Below are 22,618 nucleotides of genomic sequence, written 5' to 3' on the forward strand. Positions count from 1 at the left end.
CGGCCGAGCTGACCGCCGCGGTCGCCGCGGCCATCGTGCGGGCGACCGCGGACGGCACCTGGCCGCGGCTCAAGGCGTGTGCCGCCGACACCTGCCGATGGGTCTACTACGACCGCAGCCCGGCGGGCCGCAGCCGCTGGTGCACGATGGCGATCTGCGGCAGCCGGGCCAAGATGCGGACCTACCGCAAGAGCGGCAGGGCCGCCGCGCCCGAAGCGGGCTGACCCCGGCCGCGGCCTGCTCGGTCAGGCCTGCGGGCGGCCCATCGCGCGGTACGTCCAGCCCGCCTTGCGCCACACGGCCGGGTCCAGGGCGTTGCGGCCGTCGAGCACCGAGCGGCCGCGAGCCACCTCGGCCAGCGCCGCCGGGTCGAGCTCGCGGAACTCCTGCCACTCGGTCAGGTGCAGCACTATGTCGGCGCCGCGGACCGCGTCCAGCGCGGTGGGGGCGTAGCCGAGGGTGGGGAAGAGCGTGCGGGCGTTGTCCATGCCCTTGGGGTCGTAGACGGTGACCTGGCCGCCCTGCAGCTGGATCTGGCCGGCCACGTTCAGCGCGGGGGAGTCCCGCACGTCGTCGGAGTCCGGCTTGAAGGTCGCGCCGAGCACCGCCACCCGGCGGCCCAGGAAGCCCCCGCCGAGCGCCTCGCGGGCCATCTCCACCATGTGGGTGCGGCGCCGCATGTTGATCGAGTCGACCTCGCGCAGGAAGGTCAGCGCCTGGTCGGCGCCCAGCTCGCCCGCCCTGGCCATGAAGGCGCGGATGTCCTTGGGCAGGCAGCCGCCGCCGAAGCCGATGCCGGCCCGCAGGAACTTGTGGCCGATCCGGTCGTCGTAGCCGATCGCCTCGGCGAGCTTGGCCACGTCGCCGCCGGCCGCCTCGCTGACCTCGGCCATGGCGTTGACGAAGGAGATCTTGGTGGCCAGGAAGGCGTTCGCCGCGGTCTTGACCAGCTCGGCCGTCGGGTAGTCGGTGACGACGAAGGGCGTGCCTTCTGCGACGGGCGTGGCGTAAACCTCCCGCAGGAGGGACTCCGCGTGCTCGCTCGCGACGCCCACCACGATCCGGTCCGGGTGCAGCGTGTCCTGCACCGCGAAGCCCTCACGCAGGAACTCCGGGTTCCACGCCAGCTCCGCGTCCGCGCCCGCCGGCGCCAGCTCGCAGAGCAGCGCCGCCAGCCGGGCCGCGCTGCCCACCGGCACGGTGGACTTGCCGACCACCAGTGCGGGCCGCCGCAGGTGCGGGGCCAGCAGCGCGAAGGCGCGGTCCACATAGCTCATGTCGCAGGCGTATTCGCCCTGCTTCTGCGGGGTGTTGACGCACACGAAGTGCACGTCCCCGAACTCGGCCACCTCCTCCCACGACAGGGTGAAGCGCAGCCGCCCGCTGGAACCCTCGATCCCGGCCACGTGCTTGGCCAGGATCTCTTCGAGGCCCGGCTCGAACATCGGCACCCTGCCCTGCGACAGCATCTCGATCTTCCGCGGCTCGATGTCGAGCGCGAGCACGTCGAAGCCGAGTTCGGCCATGGCAGCGGCATGGGTGGCGCCGAGGTAGCCGGTACCGATGACGGTGAGCTTGAGAGGCATGGGCCAGAGCATATCCGGCACCGACTGCGTCAAAGGAGGGGTGCGAACAGGGCGGCAGGTCCACAATGCGGGGACCGACCGGCAGTGCTGGGGAAACCGGGGTGGGGGGCGATCGTGGCTGGTGACGAGGACGGAAGAGCCGGGGCGGCAGGGGGAGCCGAGCCGGGCGGGGCGGCGGAGCCGGGCGGCACGGCGGAGTCATCAGGGACGCCGGGAGCCGCAGCCGCACCGGAGCCCGAGGACGTACCGGAGGCCGCCGGGCCGGCGGGGAAGGCCGCAGGACCCGAGTCTCCCGAGTACCGCCGCGCCCGGATCAGGCGGCGCACCCGCCGGGTGCTGTACGGCGCGCTGATCCTGCTGGGCGTCGGCGCCCTGCTGGTCGCAGGCACCGGCTACTGGGCGTACGAGCACTACACCGGGCGCGTCCAGCGCATCCCGCACGCCTTCCCCACCGACGTGCCGGCCGCCGCGGTCCCGCCGCCGTCCAGGAGCGGCAGCCAGACCTTCCTGCTGGTCGGCGTGGACTCCCGCTCCGACCTGCCCACCACGGGCAAGGACGCGAAGGCGCCGGAATGGAGGCCGGGCGCCCAGCGCAGCGACACGATGATGTTGGTGCACCTGCCGGCCGACCACAAGCACGCCTACGTGGTCTCGCTGCCCCGCGACTCCTGGGTCGGCATCCCGGGCCACGGCATGGCCAAGCTCAACGCGGCCTTCTCCTGGGGCGGCCCGCCGCTGCTGATCGACACCGTGCAGCGGCTGACCAGGGTGAGCATCGACCACCTCGCGGTCATCGACTGGAGCGGCTTCAAGAAGCTGACGGACGCGGTCGGCGGCGTGGACATCACTGTCGAGCGGACCGTCTCGCGCCGCAACGGCCCCGGCGGCGTGTGGACCGCGGGCCCGCACCACATGGACGGCGACGACGCGCTGGACTACGTACGCGAGCGCTACGGCCTGCCGAACGGCGACCTCGACCGCACCCACCGGCAGCAGAACTTCCTGCGGGCGGTGCTGTCCAAGGTGCTCTCCGGCGGCACCGTGACCAACCCGCTCAAGCTCAAGCGCACCCTCGACCAGGTCACCTCGGTGGTCAGCGTCGACGACCGGCTCTCCGACGGGGCGCTGCGCGACCTGGTCTGGGACATGCGCGCGGTGCGCTCCTCGGACATGGTCTTCATGAACGCCCCCGTCGCCGGCTTCGACACCATCGACAAGCAGTCGGTCGTCCTGCTCGACGACAGCGGCAGCGCGGAGCTGTGGGAGGCGGTACGCAACGACACCATGGCGGACTTCGTGGCCACCCACAGCCTCGACAGGCTCGGCACCCACGTGTCGTAGCGGCCCGTGTGGCGGCCCCTGCTGTCGGGAACGTCACGTAGGACGGATCACGGGCGCAGCCCTAGGATTGTACGGTTACTTAACGGTAGTTAGCATCGGGAGTGAGACTCTGTGGCCGGACCCTCCGACTTCGACCTTTTCCGGACCTCCGAAGAGCACGACATGCTGCGGGACGCCGTGCGCTCCCTCGCCGAGGCGAAGATCGCCCCCTTCGCCGCGGAGGTGGACGAGCAGGGCCGCTTCCCGCAGGAGGCGCGCGACGCACTGGAGGCCAACGACCTCCACGCGGTGCACGTCCCCGAGGCCTACGACGGCTCGGGCGCCGACGCGCTGTCCACGGTCATCGTGATCGAGGAGGTGGCCCGGGTCTGCGCGTCCTCCTCGCTCATCCCCGCGGTCAACAAGCTCGGCTCGCTGCCGGTGCAGCTGTCCGGCTCGGAGGAGCTGAAGACGAGGTATCTGGGCGCGCTGGCCCGCAAGGAGGGCATGTTCTCCTACGCCCTGTCGGAGCCGGAGGCCGGCTCCGATGCGGCCGGCATGAAGACCAGGGCCGTACGCGACGGCGACTTCTACGTGCTCAACGGCGTCAAGCGCTGGATCACCAACGCCGGGGTCTCCGACTTCTACACCGTCATGGCGGTCACCGACCCGGACAAGCGCTCCAAGGGCATCTCCGCCTTCGTGGTGGAGAAGGGCGACGAGGGCGTCTCCTTCGGCGCCCCGGAGAAGAAGCTCGGCATCAAGGGCTCGCCGACCCGCGAGGTCTACCTCGACAGCGTCCGCATCCCCGCCGACCGCATGATCGGCGCGGAGGGCACCGGCTTCGCCACCGCGATGAAGACCCTGGACCACACCCGCGTCACCATCGCCGCCCAGGCCATCGGCATCGCCCAGGGCGCGCTGGACTACGCCAAGGGGTATGTCGCCGAGCGTAAGCAGTTCGGCAAGGCCATCGCCGAGTTCCAGGGCATCCAGTTCATGCTGGCCGACATGGCCATGAAGCTGGAGGCCGCCCGCCAGCTCACCTACGCCGCCGCGGCGAAGTCGGAGCGCTCCGACTCCGACCTCACCTTCTTCGGCGCCGCAGCCAAGTGCTACGCCTCCGACGTGGCCATGTCGGTCACCACCGACGCGGTCCAACTCCTCGGCGGATACGGCTACACCCGCGACTACCCGGTCGAGCGGATGATGCGCGACGCCAAGATCACCCAGATCTACGAGGGCACCAACCAGGTCCAGCGGATCGTCATGGCCCGCAACCTCCCCGCGTAGCAACTCTGTAACACCGCCCCGCAAAGAGCACCCGGATCGGGTGCTCTTTGTGTGTTTGGAGCTGAGTTGTGGTCGGTTTGCGATCAATTGACAAGCGCACGCGGGGGCTTGTAGGTGTGTGAGGGCCATCAGTGGGACGGGGGGCCACAGCGTCCGCTGACCGGCCTTCCGTTACTTGTGATCCGATCCCGTGAAGGGAAGACGTGTCCATAAACCGCCGCACCGCAATAGCGGTGCGTTCCATTGGCGTCGCCTCCGCCGCAGCCGCTCTTGCGCTGGGCGTTGCAGGCAGCGCGTTCGCTTGCTCCATCACCGAGTTCACCCCGTCGGCGTCGTGTGACGACAGCAACCACGGTGTGATCAATGTCCTCGACCAGGACGGCTCGGGGACCGCTGTCGACATCACGGTCTCCCAGGGGACGACCGAGGTCGGCTCGCAGAAGAACGTCAAGGGCACCAGGGAGGGCGTCAACTTCACCTTCCCCGTCGAGTGGACCGCGAACACGGTCTACACCGTCCACGTCGTCAAGACGGGCGGCGCTGACGTCGGCACCAAGGAGGTGACCACGCCGGACAAGGCGTGCACCACCACCCCGCCGCCGGACGACAACCCGCCGCCGGCCACGCCGCCGACGGACGACACGCCGTCCACGCAGCCGACGACGGCCACCGCCACGCCCACCCCGTCGGCCTCCACCACCAGCCCGGCCCCGGCCGCTGTTGCTGACACCAACGCGCCCTCGCCGGCCGGTGGCACGTCCAACCTGGCCGAGACCGGCGGCGGCAGCAACACCGGCATGATCGCCGGTGTTGCCGCGGTGCTTGTCGCGGCCGGTGCCGGCACGGTCTTCATGCTGCGTCGCCGCAACCCGGCCGGGCGTCACTGACCTCCGCGCCCCGGGCGGCGGCGTAGACCGCCGAACGGCCCCGGCTCCACCGCGTCACACGCGGGGGAGCCGGGGCCGTCTGCTGTGCCGGGCGGGAGCCGGCGGGGGACTACTTGGTGACGGTGACCTTGTCGTCGTTCTTCAGCTCGTCGAAGAGCGTCTTCGCCTTCGTCATGTCCCACTTCACGGCGTCGCCGTCGTTGGAGGTCATGTAGTTGGCGTTGGCTATCGGCACGGTGATGGAGTTCCCGCTGCCGCCGGTGACGCCCTTCATCGCCCAGAACATCGACGCGAGGTTCCGCAGGCTCATCTTCTTGTCCACGATGAGCGTGTCCAGGCCCGAGCCGATCACCGGGTAGAGCTTGAACGGGTTCAGCACGGTCGAGGGCGACGCCGCCTGGTGGGCGAGGGTCGACAGGAACTTCTGCTGGTTGCGCATCCGGCCGAGGTCCTGGTCGGCCTCCTGGTGGCGCTGCCGGACGAAGGCGAGCGACTGCTGGCCGTTCATCTTCTGGCAGCCCGCTGCGAAGTCCGCGCCCGACGCCTTGTCGTGCAGCGGCTTGTCCAGGCACATGTCCACGCCGCCGAGCGCGTTGACCAGGTTCACGAAGCCCGCGAAGCCGATCTCGGCGTAGTGGTCGATGTGGATGCCGGTGTTGTACTCGACGGTCCTGGTCAGCAGCTCGGGGCCGCCGTCGGCGTACGCGCGGTTCAGCTTGTGCGTGGAGGCCGCGTACCGCTTGCCCGACTGCTGGCCGGTGAAGGCCGGGATGGTGACGTAGGAGTCGCGCGGCAGGCTCATCATCGTGCTGCCGTTGCTGCCGGTGTGCAGGATCATCATCGAGTCCGTGCGCTGGCCGGAGGCGGCACCGGTGTGCAGGTTCTTCTCGTCCTGCTTGGTGAGGCCCTCACGGCTGTCGGAACCGACGATCAGGTAGTTGGTGCCCTTGCCGGCCGGCGGGCGGTCCTCGACCTTGCTCAGGTCGACCTCGCGCCGCACCTTGGAGTCGGCCCAGAAGTACGTCGAGACGGACACCACGAGCAGCACCACCACAAGGCCGAGCGCCGTGTAGCCGATCTTCTTGCGGGTGCTCCAGCGCGGGGTGCGCCGCCCCGGGCCGCCGGGGCCGCCGGTGGTCGGCGGGCCGTAGCCGTCGCCCGATCCGTCGGCGGGCTGCGGGATGGCCCCGGGGGGCAGGCCGCCCGGCGCCGGGCGTCGGGTGGGCTGCGGCGGGACCCCGCCCGAGGCAGCTGCGGCCCTGCGCGGCGACAGTTCTGGGGGCAGCGGAGGCTCGGAGAGCCTGCGCTGCTCGGTGTCATCGCTCCAACCGTTCATGTCCGTCAGTGTGCCCGGCGACGGCGTGGGACCTTGAATCCAGGGCGGTTCTGTAGCAGACCCGATGCATTCGGCCACCGGCCGCAGCGGTTTCGTAACGGACATAAAGTGGCTGTCATGATCGATCCATCCGACATCCCGCAGGTCCCGGTGACCCCGGGCAAGCCGACGTCCGCCGCCCGGATCACGCTCTCCCACATCATGAGCGCCCACGACACCAACCTGCTGGGCACGGTCCACGGCGGTGTGGTGATGAAGCTGGTGGACGACGCCGCAGGCGCGGTCGCCGGGCGGCACTCCGAAGGGCCGGCGGTGACCGGCGCGATGGACGAGATGGCCTTCCTCGAACCGGTCAGGGTCGGCGACCTGCTCCAGGTGAAGGCCCAGGTCAACTGGACGGGGAAGACCTCCATGGAGGTCGGCGTCCAGGTCGTCGCCGAGCGCTGGAACGAGGCGGGGCGGCCCGCCAAGCAGGTCGCGAGCGCCTATCTGGTCTTCGTCGCCGTCGACGCGGAAGGCCACCCGCGCCGGGTGCCGCCGGTCCTCCCGGAGACCGCGCAGGACCGGCGCCGCTGGCAGGAGGCGCAGATCCGCCGTACGCACCGGCTGGCCCGCCGCCGGGCGATCCTGGAGCTGCGCAGGGAGCGGGCGGCCGAGGGCCTGGACGACTGACGGGGTCCCGCACGGCCGGCCGCGGGCCTGCGGGGCCGGTCAGGAGCAGCCGACCTGGTCGCCGGTGAGCGCGCCCTCCCGCGGCTGCGCCCCGGGGTCGGGCAGCGGCGCGGTGACCGGCTTGACCCTGGCCAGGGCGAAGTCCGGGCCGAGCGTGACCCGCATCAGCGAGCCTTGCTTCGGCGCGGGCACCAGTTGTGCCCCCGGCAGTGCGACGGCCAGCGCCTTGGCCGAGGTGTCCCAGCGCGGGTCGTAGCGGATGACGGTGTGCGGCACATGCCGGGCGGTCGTGGTCGGTGTGCCGGTGGTGGCGAAGCCGGTGGCGCGCAGCGCCTGCTGGGTGCTCGCGGCCAGCCCGCCGACGGTGGTGCCGTTCTCGACCCGGACCCGGATCCTGGCGGGGTCCACCGCGACCGGCACGCCCGCAGGGGTGCTGCCGGCGCTCGGGGTCGGGCGCGGTGCGGTGAGCGGCTTGTCGGCGCGGACGGCCGCCCAGAGCCGGCCGGCCTTGAGCGCGTCCCACTTCACGGTGGAGCCGACGCCGTGGACGTTCAGGCTGGTGCTGCTCAGCGGCACCGAGGTGTACTCCGACGAGCCGGGCGAGAAGCCCTTCATGGCGCGGGCCAGTGTGATCATGTCGGCGCTGTCGAGGCCCTGGTCGGCGCGGACCGAGCCGAGCACGGTGGAGACGACCTTGCGCAGCCGCAGCGGGTCGCCGAGCGTGCCGCTGCTGGTGATCTTGTGGATGACCTGGGCGAGGAAGCGCTGCTGGCGCTGCATCCGCCCCAGGTCGGCGGCCGGGTCCAGATGCCGGGAGCGTACGTACTGCAGGGCCTGGCCGCCGTTCAGGTTCGTGGTGCCCACCGGGAGGTCCAGGCCGGTGAAGGAGTCCTTGAGCGGGCGCGAGGTGCAGACCGGGACACCGCCGATGACGTCGACGGTCTTCATGAAGCTGGTGAAGTCGACCTCCAGGTAGTGGTCGACGTGGACGCCGGTCAGCTGCTCGACGGTCCGCACGGTGAGCTTGGGGCCGCCCTGGGAGTAGGCCTGGTTGAGCTTGGCTGGGCGGGTGGCGGCGGCGGGCTTCGCGGGGGGCTCGGCCGCGCCCTTGCCGTCGGCTTTCGAGGGGGGTTTCGCGGGGGGTTTCGCCCCGGCCTTGGCGGCGGGCTTCGCCGTCCTTGCCGGCAGCAGGACGTACGTGTCGCGCGGGATGCTGACCACGCTGGCCCGGGAGCGGTCCTGCGACAGGTGCACCAGCATGATCGTGTCCGTGCAGTGGCAGGGCGCTCCGCCCAGGTGGTAGAGCTTCTTCTCGTTCGGGGTCAGGTTGTCCCGCCCGTCGGTCCCGACCAGCAGGAAGTTCGTGCCCTTGCTGCCGTCGGGGCGGCCCTGCATCCCGCCGAAGGCGTCCACCCGGCCGATCGCCCCGTCCACGCCCGTCACCACCGCATGGCCGATGCCGCTCGCGGTGATCACCATCAGCGCGACCCCGCCGACGATCCGGGTGCTCCGCCGGATCGGCGGCCGGCGACCCGGCACCGGCCTCCGCCGTGCCGGGGGGCGTGGCGGGCTGGCTGGACGTCGGCGGGTCGGCGGCAACAGGATTCCCTCCGCGGTGGGACAAGGCGGGCAGACCCGTTCAGGCTAGGGACAAATAGGACTGTCAGTCTTGCCCCCACGCGCTGGTGTCCCCCATTGGCGGTAACGTTTCCCGCAATGAACGCCGCCAATGACCCCGCGCTCCCGGCCGTCTCCGTGATCATGCCGGTGCTCAACGAGGAGCGCCATCTGCGCAACTCCGTCCGGCACATCCTGGAACAGGACTATCCGGGCGAGCTGGAAGTCGTCATCGCACTCGGTCCCTCCAAGGACCGCACCGACGCGATCGCGGCCGAGCTGGTCGCCGAGGACCCCCGGGTCCACACGGTGCCCAACCCCACCGGGCGCACGCCCGCGGCGCTGAACGCCGCGATCAAGGCCTCCCGCCACCCCGTCGTGGTGCGCGTCGACGGCCACGGCATGCTCTCGCCGAACTACATCGCCACGGCCGTGCGCCTGCTGGACGAGACCGGTGCGGCGAACGTCGGCGGCATCATGCACGCCGAGGGTGAGAACGCCTGGGAGGAAGCGGTCGCCGCGGCCATGACCGCGAAGATCGGCGTCGGCAACGCGGCCTTCCACACCGGTGGCTCCGCGGCCCCCGCCGACACCGTGTATCTCGGCGTCTTCCGCCGCGAGGTCCTGGAGCAGCAGGGCGGCTACAACGTGGAATTCATCCGCGCCCAGGACTGGGAGCTGAACTACCGCATCCGCGAGGCCGGCCACCTCATCTGGTTCTCGCCCGACCTGCGGGTCTCCTACCGCCCGCGGCCGAGCGTGCGCGCCCTTGCCAAGCAGTACAAGGACTACGGCCGGTGGCGCCGGGTGGTGACCCGCTACCACCGCGGCTCGGTCAACCTGCGGTACCTGGCGGCGCCCGGCGCCGTGCTGGCCAATGCGGCGGGCATCGTCGTCGGCGCTGTGCTGACGCCGTGGGCGCTGCTGGTGCCCGCGGCCTACCTCGCCGCCATCACCGTCGGCTCGCTCCCCGCGGGCCGCGGCCTGGGCGCCGGCGCCCGGCTGCGCATACCGCTGGCGCTGGCCACCATGCACATGTGCTGGGGCTACGGCTTCCTGACCAGCCCGCGCTCGCTGGCGCGCACGGTCATCGCCAGCCGCCGGCCGGCGGTCACGGCCCCGCAGTCGGCTTCCGCCGACGTGTGACAGCAGGCGAAAGGGGTCCGCCGGGATTTCCCGGCGGACCCCTTTCGCGTACGTCCCGCGGTCCGGTCAGCCCGCCCAGCGGTAGATCGGCTGGATGGGCATGCAGCCCGTGGTGTCGGCGCCGTTGAGGCTGTCGGCGCTCTTGGGCACACCGCCCTGCTTGGGCAGCGTCGTGCTGTAGTCGGTGCCTTCCCTCCAGTCCGCGCCGACCGTCAGGGTGACGGCCTTCGCGGTGGCGGACGGCTTCACGTTGCTGACCGGGATCTTCAGCGCCTTGGCCACCGAGGTCGCGTCGGACTTGCCCTGCTCGCCGGAGGCCGCCGGATAGACCACGGTGGTGCCCGGGCTGGGCGCAGCGGTCTGGTCCGGCTCGGCCTTGGTGAAGCCCGCGGTCTTCAGCGCCGTCGCGATGGCCGCGGCACGGTGCCCCACGGCCGCCTTGTCGGACGTCCCCGCTGTGCCGTTGACCACGGTGACCGGGATCGTCGCGGGGGCCGCGGCGGGCGGACCCGAGGGAGCGCTCGGCTTGGGTGACGCGCTCGCCGTGCCCGTGGGCTTCGCCTTGCCGTTCGCGTCCATCGCCACGTCGTTGCGCAGCAGCGACCACACCGTGTCGGCGTCGGCGGCCGGTATGTAGTGCGCGTTCTTGTCCTGCGGGTCCGCGTCGTGCGGCATGGTGAGCATCGTCATCCGGGACGGCGAGACGCTCTTCAGCTCCATGCCGAGGTCGTAGAGCTTCTTCGGGGTGCCGATCTCCGAGGAGACCTCGAAGGCGCCCATCGCCGTGGTGGCGATCTTGTTCAGCCGCGAGGGGTTGGTGAACAGGTTCTGGCTGCGCAGGGTGCGGATCAGCGAGCTCATGTACATGTGCTGGGCCTTCGCGCGGCCCGAGTCGTCGCCGAACGCGTCGCGGGTGCGCAGCCACTGCAGCGCCTGCTTGCCCTTGATGACGCTCTTGCCCCTGGGGAGCTTCAGCCCGGACCCGCCGTGCTTGATGTACTTGGTCGGGCGGTCCCAGACGCTGTGCTCGACGCACACCTGCACGCCGCCCAGCACGTCCGCCATCTTCACCACGCCGGAGAAGTCGATCATCAGCCAGTGGTCGATGTAGACGTTCGTCAGGTTCTGCACGGTCGCCAGCGTGCAGCCCGGGCCGCCGCGGCCCAGCGACGCGTTGATGATCGTGTTGACCTTGGGGTAGACGTGGTGGGTCTTCGGGTCCTCGCACTCGGGAATGTCCACCCGGGTGTCGCGCGGGATGCTGACCACCGACATGTTGCTGCGGTCCGCCGACAGGTGGGCGATCATGATCACGTCGGCCCGGGCTCCCGCGCTGTCGGCGGCGCCGCCGAGTTTCTGGTCGTCCGCACTGATCCGGCTGTCCGAGCCGAGGATCATGATGTTCATTGCCGAGGTGCCGTTGGCGTTGGCCTTCGGCTTGGCGACGGTCGTCTTGCCGCTGACCCGCTCCCCCTTGCGGATCTTCCCGGCCAGGTACTCGTAGTAGCCGTACGCCGCCCCCGCCGTGCCCAGCACGCCGACCGCGGCCACGATCGCCACCCAGCGCAGCACCTTGCGCTTGCGGCTGCGCGGCCGCCGCCGGCCACCCCTGCGGTGCCCGCCGCCGTGCCCCGGCGCGCGGTCCGGGGTGCTGTCGTCGGCGCCGCCCGCGCCTGGTCCGCCGGGTATCGGATCGGGTCCGTCGCCGCCGCCGTGGGGGCTTCTCGGCCCGGGGATCCGACCCCCGCCGTAGCCCGTCTCCGGGGCGTACGCGCGTGCGTCGTCCCGGTAGAGCCCGTCGTTCCAGCCGAGGTCGCCATGGTTCGACGCGGCATCCTGGCCGCCCCCCATTGACCCGTCCCGCATCAAGAACCCTCCCCCTGTTCCGGCCGAATCTCGGTCGTCCTCCTGACAGACGGCCGTCGGCCCCGCGGAGTTGCATTGCGCGGCCTCGACTTAACACGATTCGGATCACCGGGAGGTTTCGTGAATCAGCTCACGCAGGACGAATTGTCCGCCTCCGTCCTGTCCAGATCGGTGGGAGCCGACTCGGGGTCGGGGACCGGGACGCCGGCCCGGGTGAAGTCCGCGCCGAGGGTGAGGGCCATGTCCGCACCGCCGGCGGCGCCGTCGGCTTCGGCCGACGGCCGCAGAGCGGACCCCGGCAGGCCGAGCATCGCGGCCAGCGCACGGGCCTGGTCGGCCTGCCCGGGGCTGTACGCCAGAGTGGTCCGCGCGGCCGGGGCGGGGGCGTTGCCGCCGTTGGCGGGGCCGCCGACGCCCTGGGTCCCGCGCAGCCAGTCCACCGTGCCGCGGGCGGCGCCCAGGATGCCGCTGCCGTTGTAGACGCGTACCCGCACGTCCGCGGGCGCTGCTTTCGGGCCGCGCAGCAGGGCGTCGCTCTTCGGCCGCTTCCTGTGGCCGCCGAGCGGGACGTCGTCCTTGATCATGTTGAACAGCCGCTGCGCCCTGACCTGGTCGACCACGACGGTGGCGTGGACCTTCTCATGGGGGTTGTCGACCACCGGCAGCGTGGTGAAGGTGATGTGCTTGGCGTCGACCTTGCTCAGGCCCTTCGCCAGGCTGGTCAGCTTCGAGACGCTGCCGATCGCGCTGTCCACCGTGAGCGCTTTGGTCGCGGTGTTCGCCAGTGAGAAGAGCTTCCCCGGGTTGGTCAGGGTGCCGCTCGACGTGATCTTGCGGATCATCGCGCCCAGGAACCGCTGCTGCAGTTTGATCCGGTCCAGGTCGCTCTGGTTGCGCAGCGCGTGGCGGGTCCTGACGAACTCCAGCGCCTGCTCGCCCTCGATCCGGTGCGGTCCCGCCGGCAGGTCGAGGTGCGACTTGGGGTCGACCAGCGGTCTGTCCAGGCACACGTCGACGCCGCCGACCGCCGTCGACAGCGCCTTGACCGCCTCGAAGTCCACCATCATGAAGTGGTCCACGGGAATGCCGGTCAGTGCGGTGACGGCCCGCATCGTGCAGCCGGGGTCACGCCCGCCGACACCCAGGCTCTCGTTGAACTTCGGCGTGGTCAGCCCTGCCGGGATGCCGGGGATCGTCGTCGTGGTGCCGTCCTTCTGCCGGGTCGGGCAGTCGGGGATGCCCGTGACGATGTCCCGCGGGATGCTCATCGCCGTGGCATTGCTGCGGTCGGCCGACACGTGGAAGAGGATCGTGGTGTCGGCGTGCCCGACGTTGTCCGCGTCGCCGTACCTGCCGCCCAGGCCCTGCCGGCTGTCGGTGCCGATGACCAGCAGGTTGAGCGGACCGTCGCCGATGACGTCCTTGCTGCCCGCGTCGCCGACGTCCACGGTGGTGAGGTTGCCGTTGAAGTGCTCGTACACCAGGTAGCCGCCGACGCCGACCGTCACCAGGACCAGGCCCATCGAGCCCGCAGTCCACAGCAGCGCCCTCCTGCGCCGGGCCGACCCCTTGCCCGGCGTCCTGCCCGTCCTGACCGGCCGGCTCCCGCGGCGGCCCGGAGGTACGGACGGGCCGCCGCCTCGGCGGCGGTACCTGGGCGGCGGCACGGCCGCGGGTGCGGCGGGTGCTGCGGGTGCGCGGCCGGCCTGCCGGGGCAGGCCGGCGGTCTGCGCCTTGTCCTGCGCAGGTTCCTTCCGTAGCCGGTAGCTGCCGGTGGCCGGGTCTATGACCCACTGGTCCGCCGGATCGATGTCGTCTCGGCCTTGCGTGTCCACGGTCCCTCGGCCTCCGTCTGGTAACCGCCGAGTCGCTTACAGTAGTCGCCCGGCGAGGCGCCGAAGTGCGAACCTGTGGATTTCATCCGCTCATGCGCGGACAAAAGGCCCTAATTCATACCGGAATTGGTGTGGTTTTTCAGCAGGTTTTCACCGTGCTTTGCCACGATGCCCGGTTCCGCGGCCGCCAACGCGGGCGTATGCCGTGGCAGTCGGCAGTCGGCAGTCGCCAGTCAGCAGCGGACGCCCGACGCGGGCGTCAGCGTCACGCCCTTGGGCGGCGCCGTCGGCGGCCCGACCGGGACACCCGGTGCGGTGAAGTCCGCGCCCAGCGTCAGCGTCATGTTCGCCCGGGGCGCCGCGTCCTTGGTGCCGGGGATCAGCGCGGACGCGGGCAGTCCCATCATCGCGGCCAGCGAGCGGGCCTGGTCGGCTTGGTTCGGCGCGTACTGCAGCGTGGTCTTCCGCGCCTTCGCATGGGCGTCGCCGCCGTTGGTCGAGCGGTTGACGCCCTTGCTGTTCTGCAGCCAGCTCAGCACGTCCTGCGAGGCGCCGAAGACGCCGGTGCCGTTGTAGATCTCGACCCGGGTGTTGTGCGGTGTCGCCTTCGGGCCGACCAGTCTCGGATCGACCGCCGGCGGGTGGTCGGGGGACAACGAGACGTCGTTCGCCAACAGGGCGTAGAGCTGTGAGGCCTTCTGCGGGTCCGCCGCCTGCGGTGCGGCTCCGTCCTGCAGCGGGATCGTCACGAAGGTGACGTGCTCCGGATCGGCCGCGCCCATGGCGTCGGCGAGCGTGCCCAGCGCCTTGGCGCTGCCGAGCGGGGTGTCCGTGGTGAGCGCGGCCGGCGCGGTACGCGCCAGCGCCGTCAGCGTCCGCGGGTCGGCCACCGTACGGTCCACGCACAGGTCCGCCGCCTGGACCCCGCTCGAAGCGGCCTTCGCCGCTGCGTAGTCGACCAGCACGACGTGGTCCACCGGCAGTCCCGTCACCTGCTCGGCCACCCGCAGCGCGCAGCCCGGGCCGCGGCCGGTCAGTGCGGCGGAGAAGGGCTGCTGCTTCGCGCCCTTGACGGTGCCGCCGCCGGCCGGGCAGTCCGGGATGTCCGTCGCCAGTACCGGCGGAATACCCAGCGCCGTCACATTGCCGCGGTCCGCGGCAATGTGCAGCAGAACAGCGGTGTCGGTGGGCCTGCTGCTGAGCATCAGGACGTTCATCGCACCGGAGTGGACGGCGTCCTTGCTGCCGGCGGCACCGATGTCCACGGTATGGATCGCAGGCCCGCCGCCCTGCCGCAGCACCGCGATCCCCGCGACCGCACCGGCGACCAGCACGGCACACGTGGCGCCGACTCCCCACACCAGGGCGGACGGCCGGCGCGGCTTGGCCTTGCGGCGGCGCGACCCCGCGGCAGGGGCGGCGGCCCGCCGCCCACCGTGCCCCGTACGGGCGGCCGGAGTGCGTACGGGAACCGCCCGTACGGGTGCGGGCCGTACGGGCTCGGGAGCTACCGGCACCGGCTCCGAGGGCGCGTCAAGGCGCAGCTCGTACAGGCCTGTTGCCGGGTCGAGCACCCACTGGTCAGCCGGGTCGACGTACCCGGACTCCTCCGTGTCCACGGTCGATCGGGTCCTCCATCCACGGCCGGCCGAGGGCTCACCTTAGTTCATCAGGCTTTGCCGCAGATGTCGGCATCGGCGGTCCTGCCGCGGTAAGTGGGCGGCGGAGTGGCCTGCTTACCACCGGCAGTGGGCGTGCTGCCGGGGGAGGGAGTGCCGGTGGAGCCGGACTTGCCGCTGTCCGAGCCGTCCGAAGCGTCCGAGCCCTCCGACTTGCCGTCGGGCGTCACCGTGACGGCGATGTCGTCGCGCAGCGCCGTGAAGAGCTGGTCCGCGGCGGGCTGCACCAGCTGGTCGCGGTTGTGGTCCAGCGTGTACTGCTCCCGCGGCACGGTCAGGAAGCGCAGCTGCCCGGCGGGTATCTTCTGGATGTCGCGCGCCAGGCCGTACAGCTCGCTGAGCGAGTCCAGGCCCGGGTCGGCGGTCAGCGACGACGTCGCGGCCGACAGCACGGGGTAGACCTTCGTCGGGTTGAGCAGCACGCCGTTGCTGCTGACCTTCGAGAACAGCGAGCCGAGGAAGCCCTGCTGGCGGTCCATCCGCTCGGTGTCGCTGCCGTCGCCGAAGCCGTGCCTGGCCCGCACGTAGCCGAGCGCCTGCTCGCCGTTCAGCGTCTGCCGCCCGGCAGGCAGGTCGAGGTGCGCCTTCGTGTCGTGCACCGGATCCGCCAGGCACACGTCGACGCCGTTGATCGCGTTCACGATCTTCTTGAACCCGGAGAAGTCCACGATCAGGTGGTGGTCGATCCGGATACCGGTCATGTCCTCGACCGTACGGATCGTGCAGGCGGCGCCGCCGAACTGGAAGGCCCAGTTGAACTGCTCGAGCTTCGGCTCGGTCTTGCCGCCGTTCGGCTTGGCGCAACTGGGCACGTGCGCCATCAGGTCGCGCGGAATACTCATCGCCGTGGCACTGTGCCGGTCCGCGGCAAGGTGCAGCAGGATCGCGGTGTCCGAGCGCTGCGTGCCGCTGTCCTCGCCGTACTTCTCGTTGCCGTCGCCGCGGTTGTCCGAGCCGAGCAGCAGGATGTTCTCCGCCGACGTCGGCCCCGCCGTCGGCCGTTCCGACGCGTGCACCTTCAACTCGGTCTCGGTCACCGTGTCCGTGGTGATGTTCCCGTCGAGCCGCTGGTAGAGGTAGTAGACGCCGCCGGCGAAGGCCAGCACCAGCAGGGCGGTGGCCACCGCCAGGATCTTGAGCCACCGATAACTCCGGCGCGGGGGCGCCGGATCGTCCGTACGGTCCTCCGCCGGAGGCTCTGCTGACGTGGTCACGTCTCCGCCCATCCCTCATCCGTGCGGTGCCCCGGGCTCGTTTGCCCGTGCGCCACTCGTTCAGACAGTCGAATCCGTCCCTTGGTTGCCTCCCCCCTCCGTGTGCTTGTCCCCGCATTTCCCCACGTCCCTCAGCGGGTTGCCCTCTGCACGGAGGGTGAGCGCCTTCGCGCGCGCGGCGAACGTCGGGCACCCACCTGGGGGCGCGGGGAACTGCGCGCGCAGTCACGACGGACGGGAAGGTCCGAGTCCACGCCAAGGAGCACCCGCCTGGGGCCGCGGGGAACTGCGCGCCGAGCCGCGACGGTGGGAAAGCGGCGGAGCCACGGCACGTGGCCCCCGGGGGGCGCCTACACGGTGAGAGTGACCCGTTCCGTCGCCTCGCGCGCAGCGAGCTGTTCCGCACCCAAAGCGGCGGCGTTCCTGCACAGGACGGCCGACCCGCCGACGGCGAGCGGGCCGAGGAGGCCGGCCGCGAGGCCGGACCAGCTGTCGAACGGAAGGCGGGACAGGACCCGCGCCCCCGGCGCCATCCCGTACGCCTCGGCCGCGGCGACGGCCCGCTCCACGACCGCTCCGGCGGTCATCGTCTCCTCGCCGGCGAGATGCATCGCCGGCGAGCCCGCACCGACCGGCGCGTACGGCACGAAGCGGTCGCCCTGCCCGGGCACCTCGACTGCGTAGTCGAGGAAGCCCGGCGGCACCTGCGGGAACCGCCCGCCCAGCGGGCGCAGCGCCAGCGCCACCCGCTCGCCGCCGCAGGCCCGCGCCTGCTGCAGGGTGTCGGGGCCGCTGACGACCAGGTCGGCCGCGGCGGGGTCGGCGCCCGGCGCGACCACCACGCCGGTGGAGAAGCCCGCCAGCAGCCACACGGCCGTCTGCCAGTGCGCGGGCAGCAGTAGTGCGAGCCGGTCGCCGGGCTGCGCCCCCAGCTCGTCCTGGAGCAGATTCGCGGTCTTCGCCACCCAGTTCGCGAAGGTGGCGACCGACAGCTCGACCCGCTCGCCCGTGGCGTCGTCGTAGAAGGTGATGAGCGGCCGCCCTGGGTCGCCGCGCAGGGCGGAGGCGAGCAGGCCGGCGGGGGTGTCCTGGGCGGGTGACGTCACGCCGGCCAGGCTACCGGCCGTGCCGCGGCCCCGCGGCGGCTACCCTCGGGCGGGTGCCCCCACCGCTGCCCCGCCCCACCGGCGACGTCCCCGCCCCCCGGCAGGAGCGGGGGCATGTCCGCACCTGGACACCGCAGGGCCCGCTCGACGTCCGCCGCACGCTTATGCCGCTGCGCCGCGGCCCGGCCGACCCGGCGTTCCGTATCGACGCCGACGGCACGGTGTGGCGGGCCAGCCGTACGCCCGCGGGCGCCGGCACTCTGCGGCTGCGGGGCAGCTCGGCGGCGCTGGAGGCCGAGGCGTGGGGACCCGGCGCGCAGTGGCTGCTCGACGCGCTGCCCGCGCTGCTGGGCGCGGACGACGACCCTTCGGCGTTCACCCCGCGGCACCGCGTCGTGCACACCGCGCACCGGCGCCACCCGGGCCTGCGGCTGACCAGGACCGGCCTCGTCCTGGAGGCGCTGATCCCCTCGGTGCTGGAGCAGAAGGTGACCACGGCGGAGGCGTACCGCGCGTGGCGGCTGCTGCTGTTCCAGCACGGCGAGCCCGCGCCGGGTCCGCGCGCCGACCGCATGCGGGTGATGCCCGACGCGCAGGGCTGGGCGCGGGTGCCGTCGTGGGACTGGCACTGCGCGGGGGTCGACGACAAGCGGGCGTCCACGATCATGCGGGCGGTACGGCTCGGCGCCCGGCTGGACGCGCTGACCTCGCTGCCCGCCGAGGAAGCCGGCACCCGGATGCAGAGCGTGCCCGGTATCGGCCCGTGGACGGCCGCGGAGACGCTGCAGCGCAGCCACGGAGCCCCGGACGCGGTCACGGTCGGCGACCTGCACCTGCCGCACCACATCGGTTACGCGCTGACGGGCGCGCGGCGGTCCGACGACGCCACGATGCTCGACCTGCTCGCCCCGTACGCGGGCCAGCGCCACCGGGCCGCCCGGCTGATCGTGATGGCGGCCCCGAGCCCGCCCCGGCACGGCCCCCGGCTGGCCCCGAACCCGCCGACCCGCCACTCCTGAGCATGCGTCCCCGGGGCGCAGCCGGGCTCAGCGCACCGCGATGAAGCCGTCGGCCGCGCGCGGCGGCCGCGCCGGGGGAGTGGCGGACGGGCGACCGACGGCCACCGCGCCCATCGGGTCCCAGTTCGCCGGCAGGTCGAGCACCGAGCGCACCACGTCACGGCAGAACATCGTCGACGACACCCAGGCGGAGCCGAGCTGCTCGCCGGCCAGCGCCACGAGGAAGTTCTGCACCCCCGCACCGGTGGCGACCACGAACATCTCGCGTTCCGCGGCCGCCCGCCGTGCGTCGGGATAGGCGTGGGCGCCGTCGGCGACCAGGCACGGCACCGCGAGATACGGCGCCTTGCGCAGGACGTCGCCGCGCCGCAGCCGCTTGGCGACGCTCTCCTCGGAGAAGCCGTCCCGCCGCAGGTCCGCAGCCCACGCGTCGCGCATGGCGTCGAGCAGCCTGGTGCGCACCTCGGGCGTCTCCAGCAGCACGAAACGCCACGGCGTGGTGTGGTGCGGAGCCGGCGCGGTCACCGCGAGGGCGACCGCCCGCCGCACCGCCGCCGGGTCGACGGGCTCGTCGGTGAAGTCGCGCACCGTGCGGCGCAGCGACACCGCCTCCCGTACCGCCTCCGAGGTGCCGAGCCGGAACATGTCGTCGGCGGCCCTGCGCACCAGCGGCCTGGCCCCGGTGTCGTCGGCCTCGGCGATGTCCCGCGGGAGAACCAGGTCGGCCAGGCCGCGGACCACGGCGAACGGGCGCCCGCTCGCCTTGCCTTTGACCAGGTCACCGACCGCGGCCAGTTCGTCGGCCGTCGCCGTCACTGTCATGTGCAGCGGATTGCCGTGCGAGTCCTGGCCGCCGCGCAGGTCGTCCAGCACCGCCACGCCCGCGGCGCCGATCGCCACGTCGGTGAGCCCCTCGCGCCAGGGCCGCCCGAAGGTGTCGGTGACGACGACCCCGACGTTGACGCCGAGCGCGTCGCGCAGCCCGGTCCTGATCCGGCGGGCGGACGCGTCGGAGTCCTCGGGCAGCAGCAGGACGGTGCCGGGCGCGGTGTTGGACGCGTCGACACCGGCCGCGGCCATGACGAAGCCGTGCCGGGTCTCGACGATCCTGGTCGCCCCGCGGCGCGCCACCAGCCGTACGGCCTCGGCGTCTATCGCGGCCTCCCGGTCGTCGGCGTGCACCAGGCGGCCCTCGGCCTTGCTGACGATCTTGGACGTGACCAGCAGTACGTCCCCGTCGGCCAGTTCGACCCCGGTGGCCATGACGAGCTTGGCGAGGTCGGCGCCGGGCTGGACCTCGCCGACGCCCTCGGGGGCGAAGACCTCGAAGCGTGCCGCGCTCATGCCCGTACCTCCTTCGCGAGCGCCAGCGCCTCGTGTGCCATCCGCGTGGTGGCGTCCAGGTCGGTCATCAGCAGCGGCACCGCCCGGCAGCGGATGCCGGCCGCCTCGACCTCTGCGACGGCGCCTGCGTCGACGGTGTCGACCAGCCAGCCGTCGAGCAGCCCCGATCCGTAGTGCGCGGCCACCGCGGCGGCCGTGGCCTCCACGCCGACCGCGGCCAGCACCTTGTCCGCCATGCCGCGTACGGGTGCGTCGCCGACGATCGGCGACAGGCCCACCACCGGCACCCCTGCCTCGGCGATCGCCTCGCGCACCCCGGGCACGGCCAGGATCGTGCCGATGCTCACCACCGGGTTGGACGGCGGGAAGACGATGACATCGGCCGCGCCGATCGCCTCCAGCACCCCGGGCGCGGGCTTGGCCGCCTCGGCCCCGACCGGTACGACGGCGTGCGCCGGGACCGCGGCGCGCAGCCGCACCCAGTACTCCTGGAAGTGGACCGCCTTGCGCTCGCCGTCGGTCTCGACCAGGACATGTGTCTCGATCCGGTCGTCCGACATCGGGATCAGCCGGACGCCGGGCTTCCATCGGGCGCACAGCGCCTCGGTGACGGCACTGAGCGGATAGCCCGCGGCGAGCATCTGGGTCCGCACGATGTGCGTGGCGAAGTCCCGGTCGCCCAGGCCGAACCACTCGGGTCCCACGCCGTACGCGGCCAGCTCCTCCTTCACGGTGAAGGTCTCGTCGGCCCTGCCCCAGCCCTGCTCCTCGTGGATGCCGCCGCCCAGGGTGTACATCACGGTGTCGAGGTCGGGGCAGACCTTCAAGCCGAACAGATGGATGTCGTCTCCGGTGTTGCCGATGACGGTGATCTCCGCCTCGGGCGCCGCTGCCAGCAGGCCGCGCAGAAAGCGCGCCCCGCCGATTCCTCCGGCCAGAACCACGATTCGCATGGGTCCCAGTCTGTCAGTCCGCCAGGGCGGCCCGTACGGCTATCGCGCCGCCTGCGCCGGAGCGGCCGCCACCGCGCCCGCGGCGGAGGTGCAGGCGTGCGGCGTCATCTCGGTGAGGCCGGGGAAGTACACGTGCAGGCTGACCGCGGGCTCCAGGCTGTCGTTGACGACCTCGTGCACATAGCCGGGTGCGAAGGCACGCTGGCCGCCCCCGCCGAGCCGGCGGACGGTCTCGCCCTGCCGGCCGAGCGCGCGTTCGCGCAGCGCGCCCTGCAGGACGGTGAGCACGCCCGAGGAACCGCCGTGGTCGTGCAGGCCGCTGCCCTGGCCCGGGAGCCAGCTGAGCAGCCACACCTCGTAGCCGGGGCCGGTCTGCAGGCGGGCATACCAGCGGGTGGTGGCGTCGTAGCGCACCAGGGGTGCCCATCGCTCGCGGTCGGCGGCGATGGAGCGGGCGAGTCCGGCGAACTCCGCGACGGTGCCGGGGTGTTGCGGCACCGGGGGGAGGAGGTGGGGAAGGGCGAGCGGGTCACCGGCGATGGAGACGTCGGAGTACATGAAGGTGTGTCCCTGGGGGTGTGCGCGAGTGGCGGGCGGTGCCAGGGCCGGAAGAACGGGGCCTGGGCAGGGGGCTCAGCGACAGCGGCAGGGACAACAGCAGTTCTGCGCGAGCGCGACGCAGCAGGACTCGCGGCGGCGGGTCCGGTAGGGCGCGTGGTGCTCGGCAGGCATGCATACAAGGAGACCGGTCCGGACGACCCTCTGTCAACTGGATGTCCGATATGTCGCGCTTCTTTCACCTGATTCGGCACCGTGAGTTGCTGAAAGGTTTGTACGTAGACATGTGCGGATAGGTGGGCGACATCCGTGCAACCGGAGCATTCCGCTTACCGGACGCACCCACCTGGGGAGCTCGTGTGCCGCGCGATCCGACGTCGCGCATGCGTCCGACCGTTCCTCGTGGCGTGTGGTTCTGTGATCGAAATGTGATCCACAACGCTTCATCCGTAAGCGCGGAACGTGGCGCGTCGCCGCAGCGTCTGACGAGGTGTGAACGGTGGACCGACCGGGCCACCGTTGACGGTTCCGGGCTTTTGGTCCGATAACAACACTTTCTGTCACCTCTTGGTTCAGGGGAGTGAATAACGGACCCAATAGCAGATCCCGGCTTGACTGGCCCGGATCGGCGCACTTGTAATTTCACTCGTGTCGTTCAGCCGTACATGGTGACGACCCACATCACGGGGAAGCACGACAGACGAGGGGCGCGCATGACCGAGCAGTTCCAGTTGCTGTTGGCCGAAGAAGCCGACGAGGAACTCGGCTGGCAGGAGCGCGCGCTGTGTGCGCAGACCGATCCCGAGTCGTTCTTCCCCGAAAAGGGCGGTTCCACGCGTGAGGCGAAGAAGGTCTGCCTCGCCTGTGAAGTCCGTTCCGACTGCCTCGAATACGCTCTCGCCAACGACGAGCGCTTCGGCATCTGGGGCGGCCTGTCCGAAAGGGAGCGCCGCCGCCTGAAGAAGGGCGTCGTCTGACCCGCACGCCACCCGTCGCGGACCCGGCGCAGCCCCGCTGAGCAGCGGCAGATCCGCCGCCGGCCACGTCCCGCGCACCGTCTTCGCAGCCCGCCGCCGCGCCCTTTGACGCGGTCGGTGGGCTGCTGTTGTTCTCACACCGGGCACACGTCAGGGCGGTGGTGTCCGCGTAAGCCGTTAGTGTGGGGGGCCGTCCGAGATGCAACCCCG

At 71.9% G+C, this 22,618-nt stretch carries 19 protein-coding genes; 8 read left to right on the forward strand and 11 right to left on the reverse strand.

Features of this window, described 5'->3' with window-relative positions:
• A partial coding sequence (locus NFU81_RS34475; RefSeq protein ID WP_251499189.1) for a CGNR zinc finger domain-containing protein occupies positions 1-224 on the forward strand: 224 nt, incomplete at its 5' end.
• Positions 225-245: 21 nt separating this feature from the next.
• On the opposite strand, the gene NFU81_RS34480 is transcribed toward NFU81_RS34475, so the two are convergent.
• Complete coding sequence (locus tag NFU81_RS34480; RefSeq protein WP_251499192.1) at positions 246-1,586, reverse strand: UDP-glucose dehydrogenase family protein; 1,341 nt, start codon at positions 1,584-1,586, stop codon at positions 246-248.
• A gap of 114 nt (positions 1,587-1,700) precedes the next feature.
• On the opposite strand from NFU81_RS34480, the gene NFU81_RS34485 reads away from it, so the two are divergent.
• The 3 genes from NFU81_RS34485 (at position 1,701) to NFU81_RS34495 (ending at position 5,086) form a co-directional block, all read left to right on the forward strand.
• Entirely contained in the window at positions 1,701-2,927 is a 1,227-nt protein-coding gene (locus NFU81_RS34485) for an LCP family protein (protein WP_251499195.1), read from the forward strand.
• Positions 2,928-3,038: 111 nt separating this feature from the next.
• Positions 3,039-4,199: an acyl-CoA dehydrogenase family protein gene (locus tag NFU81_RS34490; RefSeq protein WP_251499198.1), complete on the forward strand. Its 1,161-nt coding sequence runs from the start codon at positions 3,039-3,041 to the stop codon at positions 4,197-4,199.
• 203 nt (positions 4,200-4,402) lie between these two features.
• Positions 4,403-5,086, forward strand: coding sequence for an LAETG motif-containing sortase-dependent surface protein (locus tag NFU81_RS34495; protein WP_285833826.1), 684 nt, complete (start codon positions 4,403-4,405; stop codon positions 5,084-5,086).
• 109 nt (positions 5,087-5,195) lie between these two features.
• Here the strand turns inward: NFU81_RS34495 and NFU81_RS34500 are convergent, their stop codons facing one another.
• On the reverse strand, positions 5,196-6,422 hold the full coding sequence (locus NFU81_RS34500; RefSeq protein WP_251499203.1) for an LCP family protein: 1,227 nt from the start codon (positions 6,420-6,422) through the stop codon (positions 5,196-5,198).
• A 117-nt stretch (positions 6,423-6,539) separates the two neighbouring features.
• On the opposite strand from NFU81_RS34500, the gene NFU81_RS34505 reads away from it, so the two are divergent.
• Positions 6,540-7,094: an acyl-CoA thioesterase gene (locus tag NFU81_RS34505; protein WP_251499205.1), complete on the forward strand. Its 555-nt coding sequence runs from the start codon at positions 6,540-6,542 to the stop codon at positions 7,092-7,094.
• A gap of 39 nt (positions 7,095-7,133) precedes the next feature.
• Here the strand turns inward: NFU81_RS34505 and NFU81_RS34510 are convergent, their stop codons facing one another.
• Entirely contained in the window at positions 7,134-8,633 is a 1,500-nt protein-coding gene (locus NFU81_RS34510) for an LCP family protein (protein WP_251499208.1), read from the reverse strand.
• A 177-nt stretch (positions 8,634-8,810) separates the two neighbouring features.
• On the opposite strand from NFU81_RS34510, the gene NFU81_RS34515 reads away from it, so the two are divergent.
• The gene (locus NFU81_RS34515; protein ID WP_251499211.1) at positions 8,811-9,857 is read left to right on the forward strand and encodes a glycosyltransferase family 2 protein; all 1,047 of its coding nucleotides are present in this window, start codon (positions 8,811-8,813) and stop codon (positions 9,855-9,857) included.
• A gap of 66 nt (positions 9,858-9,923) precedes the next feature.
• Here the strand turns inward: NFU81_RS34515 and NFU81_RS34520 are convergent, their stop codons facing one another.
• From NFU81_RS34520 to NFU81_RS34540, 5 genes are all read right to left on the reverse strand, one after another.
• On the reverse strand, positions 9,924-11,723 hold the full coding sequence (locus NFU81_RS34520) for an LCP family protein (RefSeq protein WP_251499214.1): 1,800 nt from the start codon (positions 11,721-11,723) through the stop codon (positions 9,924-9,926).
• A gap of 125 nt (positions 11,724-11,848) precedes the next feature.
• Positions 11,849-13,558, reverse strand: a complete 1,710-nt coding sequence (locus tag NFU81_RS34525; RefSeq protein WP_251499216.1) for an LCP family protein — start codon at positions 13,556-13,558, stop codon at positions 11,849-11,851.
• 233 nt (positions 13,559-13,791) lie between these two features.
• Positions 13,792-15,177, reverse strand: coding sequence for an LCP family protein (locus NFU81_RS34530; protein ID WP_251499219.1), 1,386 nt, complete (start codon positions 15,175-15,177; stop codon positions 13,792-13,794).
• 50 nt (positions 15,178-15,227) lie between these two features.
• On the reverse strand, positions 15,228-16,451 hold the full coding sequence (locus tag NFU81_RS34535) for an LCP family protein (RefSeq protein ID WP_251499222.1): 1,224 nt from the start codon (positions 16,449-16,451) through the stop codon (positions 15,228-15,230).
• 350 nt (positions 16,452-16,801) lie between these two features.
• Positions 16,802-17,557 (reverse strand): TIGR03089 family protein, encoded by a 756-nt coding sequence (locus NFU81_RS34540; protein ID WP_251499224.1) that lies wholly within the window; start codon positions 17,555-17,557, stop codon positions 16,802-16,804.
• Positions 17,558-17,610: 53 nt separating this feature from the next.
• Here NFU81_RS34540 and NFU81_RS34545 point away from each other — a divergent pair, with 53 nt between their 5' ends.
• Positions 17,611-18,576 carry a DNA-3-methyladenine glycosylase family protein gene (locus NFU81_RS34545; protein ID WP_422665366.1) on the forward strand — a complete coding sequence of 322 codons (966 nt, stop codon included), beginning with the start codon at positions 17,611-17,613 and terminating at the stop codon, positions 18,574-18,576.
• 27 nt (positions 18,577-18,603) lie between these two features.
• Here NFU81_RS34545 and NFU81_RS34550 read toward each other — a convergent pair whose 3' ends face one another.
• Genes NFU81_RS34550 through NFU81_RS34560 form a run of 3 tightly spaced genes read right to left on the reverse strand, consistent with a single transcriptional unit; the run spans position 18,604 to position 21,431 of the window.
• The gene (locus tag NFU81_RS34550) at positions 18,604-19,920 is read right to left on the reverse strand and encodes a coenzyme F420-0:L-glutamate ligase (protein WP_251499227.1); all 1,317 of its coding nucleotides are present in this window, start codon (positions 19,918-19,920) and stop codon (positions 18,604-18,606) included.
• The gene (cofD, locus tag NFU81_RS34555) at positions 19,917-20,873 is read right to left on the reverse strand and encodes a 2-phospho-L-lactate transferase (protein WP_251499229.1); all 957 of its coding nucleotides are present in this window, start codon (positions 20,871-20,873) and stop codon (positions 19,917-19,919) included. Before cofD ends, NFU81_RS34550 begins: the two co-directional genes overlap by 4 nt.
• 39 nt (positions 20,874-20,912) lie before the next feature.
• Positions 20,913-21,431 carry a cysteine dioxygenase gene (locus NFU81_RS34560; RefSeq protein ID WP_251499232.1) on the reverse strand — a complete coding sequence of 173 codons (519 nt, stop codon included), beginning with the start codon at positions 21,429-21,431 and terminating at the stop codon, positions 20,913-20,915.
• A 713-nt stretch (positions 21,432-22,144) separates the two neighbouring features.
• Between NFU81_RS34560 and NFU81_RS34565 the strand changes: the two genes are divergently transcribed.
• Positions 22,145-22,408: a WhiB family transcriptional regulator gene (locus NFU81_RS34565; RefSeq protein ID WP_031519519.1), complete on the forward strand. Its 264-nt coding sequence runs from the start codon at positions 22,145-22,147 to the stop codon at positions 22,406-22,408.
• Positions 22,409-22,618 lie beyond the last annotated feature (210 nt).

The sequence above is a fragment of the Actinacidiphila cocklensis genome (assembly GCF_907177275.1).
Lineage (GTDB): Bacteria > Actinomycetota > Actinomycetes > Streptomycetales > Streptomycetaceae > Actinacidiphila > Actinacidiphila cocklensis.

Coding starts and splice junctions, on each gene's coding strand:
- NFU81_RS34480 (WP_251499192.1), bottom strand. CDS start 1,586: ATGCCTCTCAAGCTCACCGTCATCGGTACCGGCTACCTCGGCGCCACC.
- NFU81_RS34500 (WP_251499203.1), bottom strand. CDS start 6,422: ATGAACGGTTGGAGCGATGACACCGAGCAGCGCAGGCTCTCCGAGCCT.
- NFU81_RS34505 (WP_251499205.1), top strand. CDS start 6,540: ATGATCGATCCATCCGACATCCCGCAGGTCCCGGTGACCCCGGGCAAG.
- NFU81_RS34515 (WP_251499211.1), top strand. CDS start 8,811: ATGAACGCCGCCAATGACCCCGCGCTCCCGGCCGTCTCCGTGATCATG.
- NFU81_RS34520 (WP_251499214.1), bottom strand. CDS start 11,723: ATGCGGGACGGGTCAATGGGGGGCGGCCAGGATGCCGCGTCGAACCAT.
- NFU81_RS34550 (WP_251499227.1), bottom strand. CDS start 19,920: ATGAGCGCGGCACGCTTCGAGGTCTTCGCCCCCGAGGGCGTCGGCGAG.
- cofD (WP_251499229.1), bottom strand. CDS start 20,873: ATGCGAATCGTGGTTCTGGCCGGAGGAATCGGCGGGGCGCGCTTTCTG.
- NFU81_RS34560 (WP_251499232.1), bottom strand. CDS start 21,431: ATGTACTCCGACGTCTCCATCGCCGGTGACCCGCTCGCCCTTCCCCAC.
- NFU81_RS34565 (WP_031519519.1), top strand. CDS start 22,145: ATGACCGAGCAGTTCCAGTTGCTGTTGGCCGAAGAAGCCGACGAGGAA.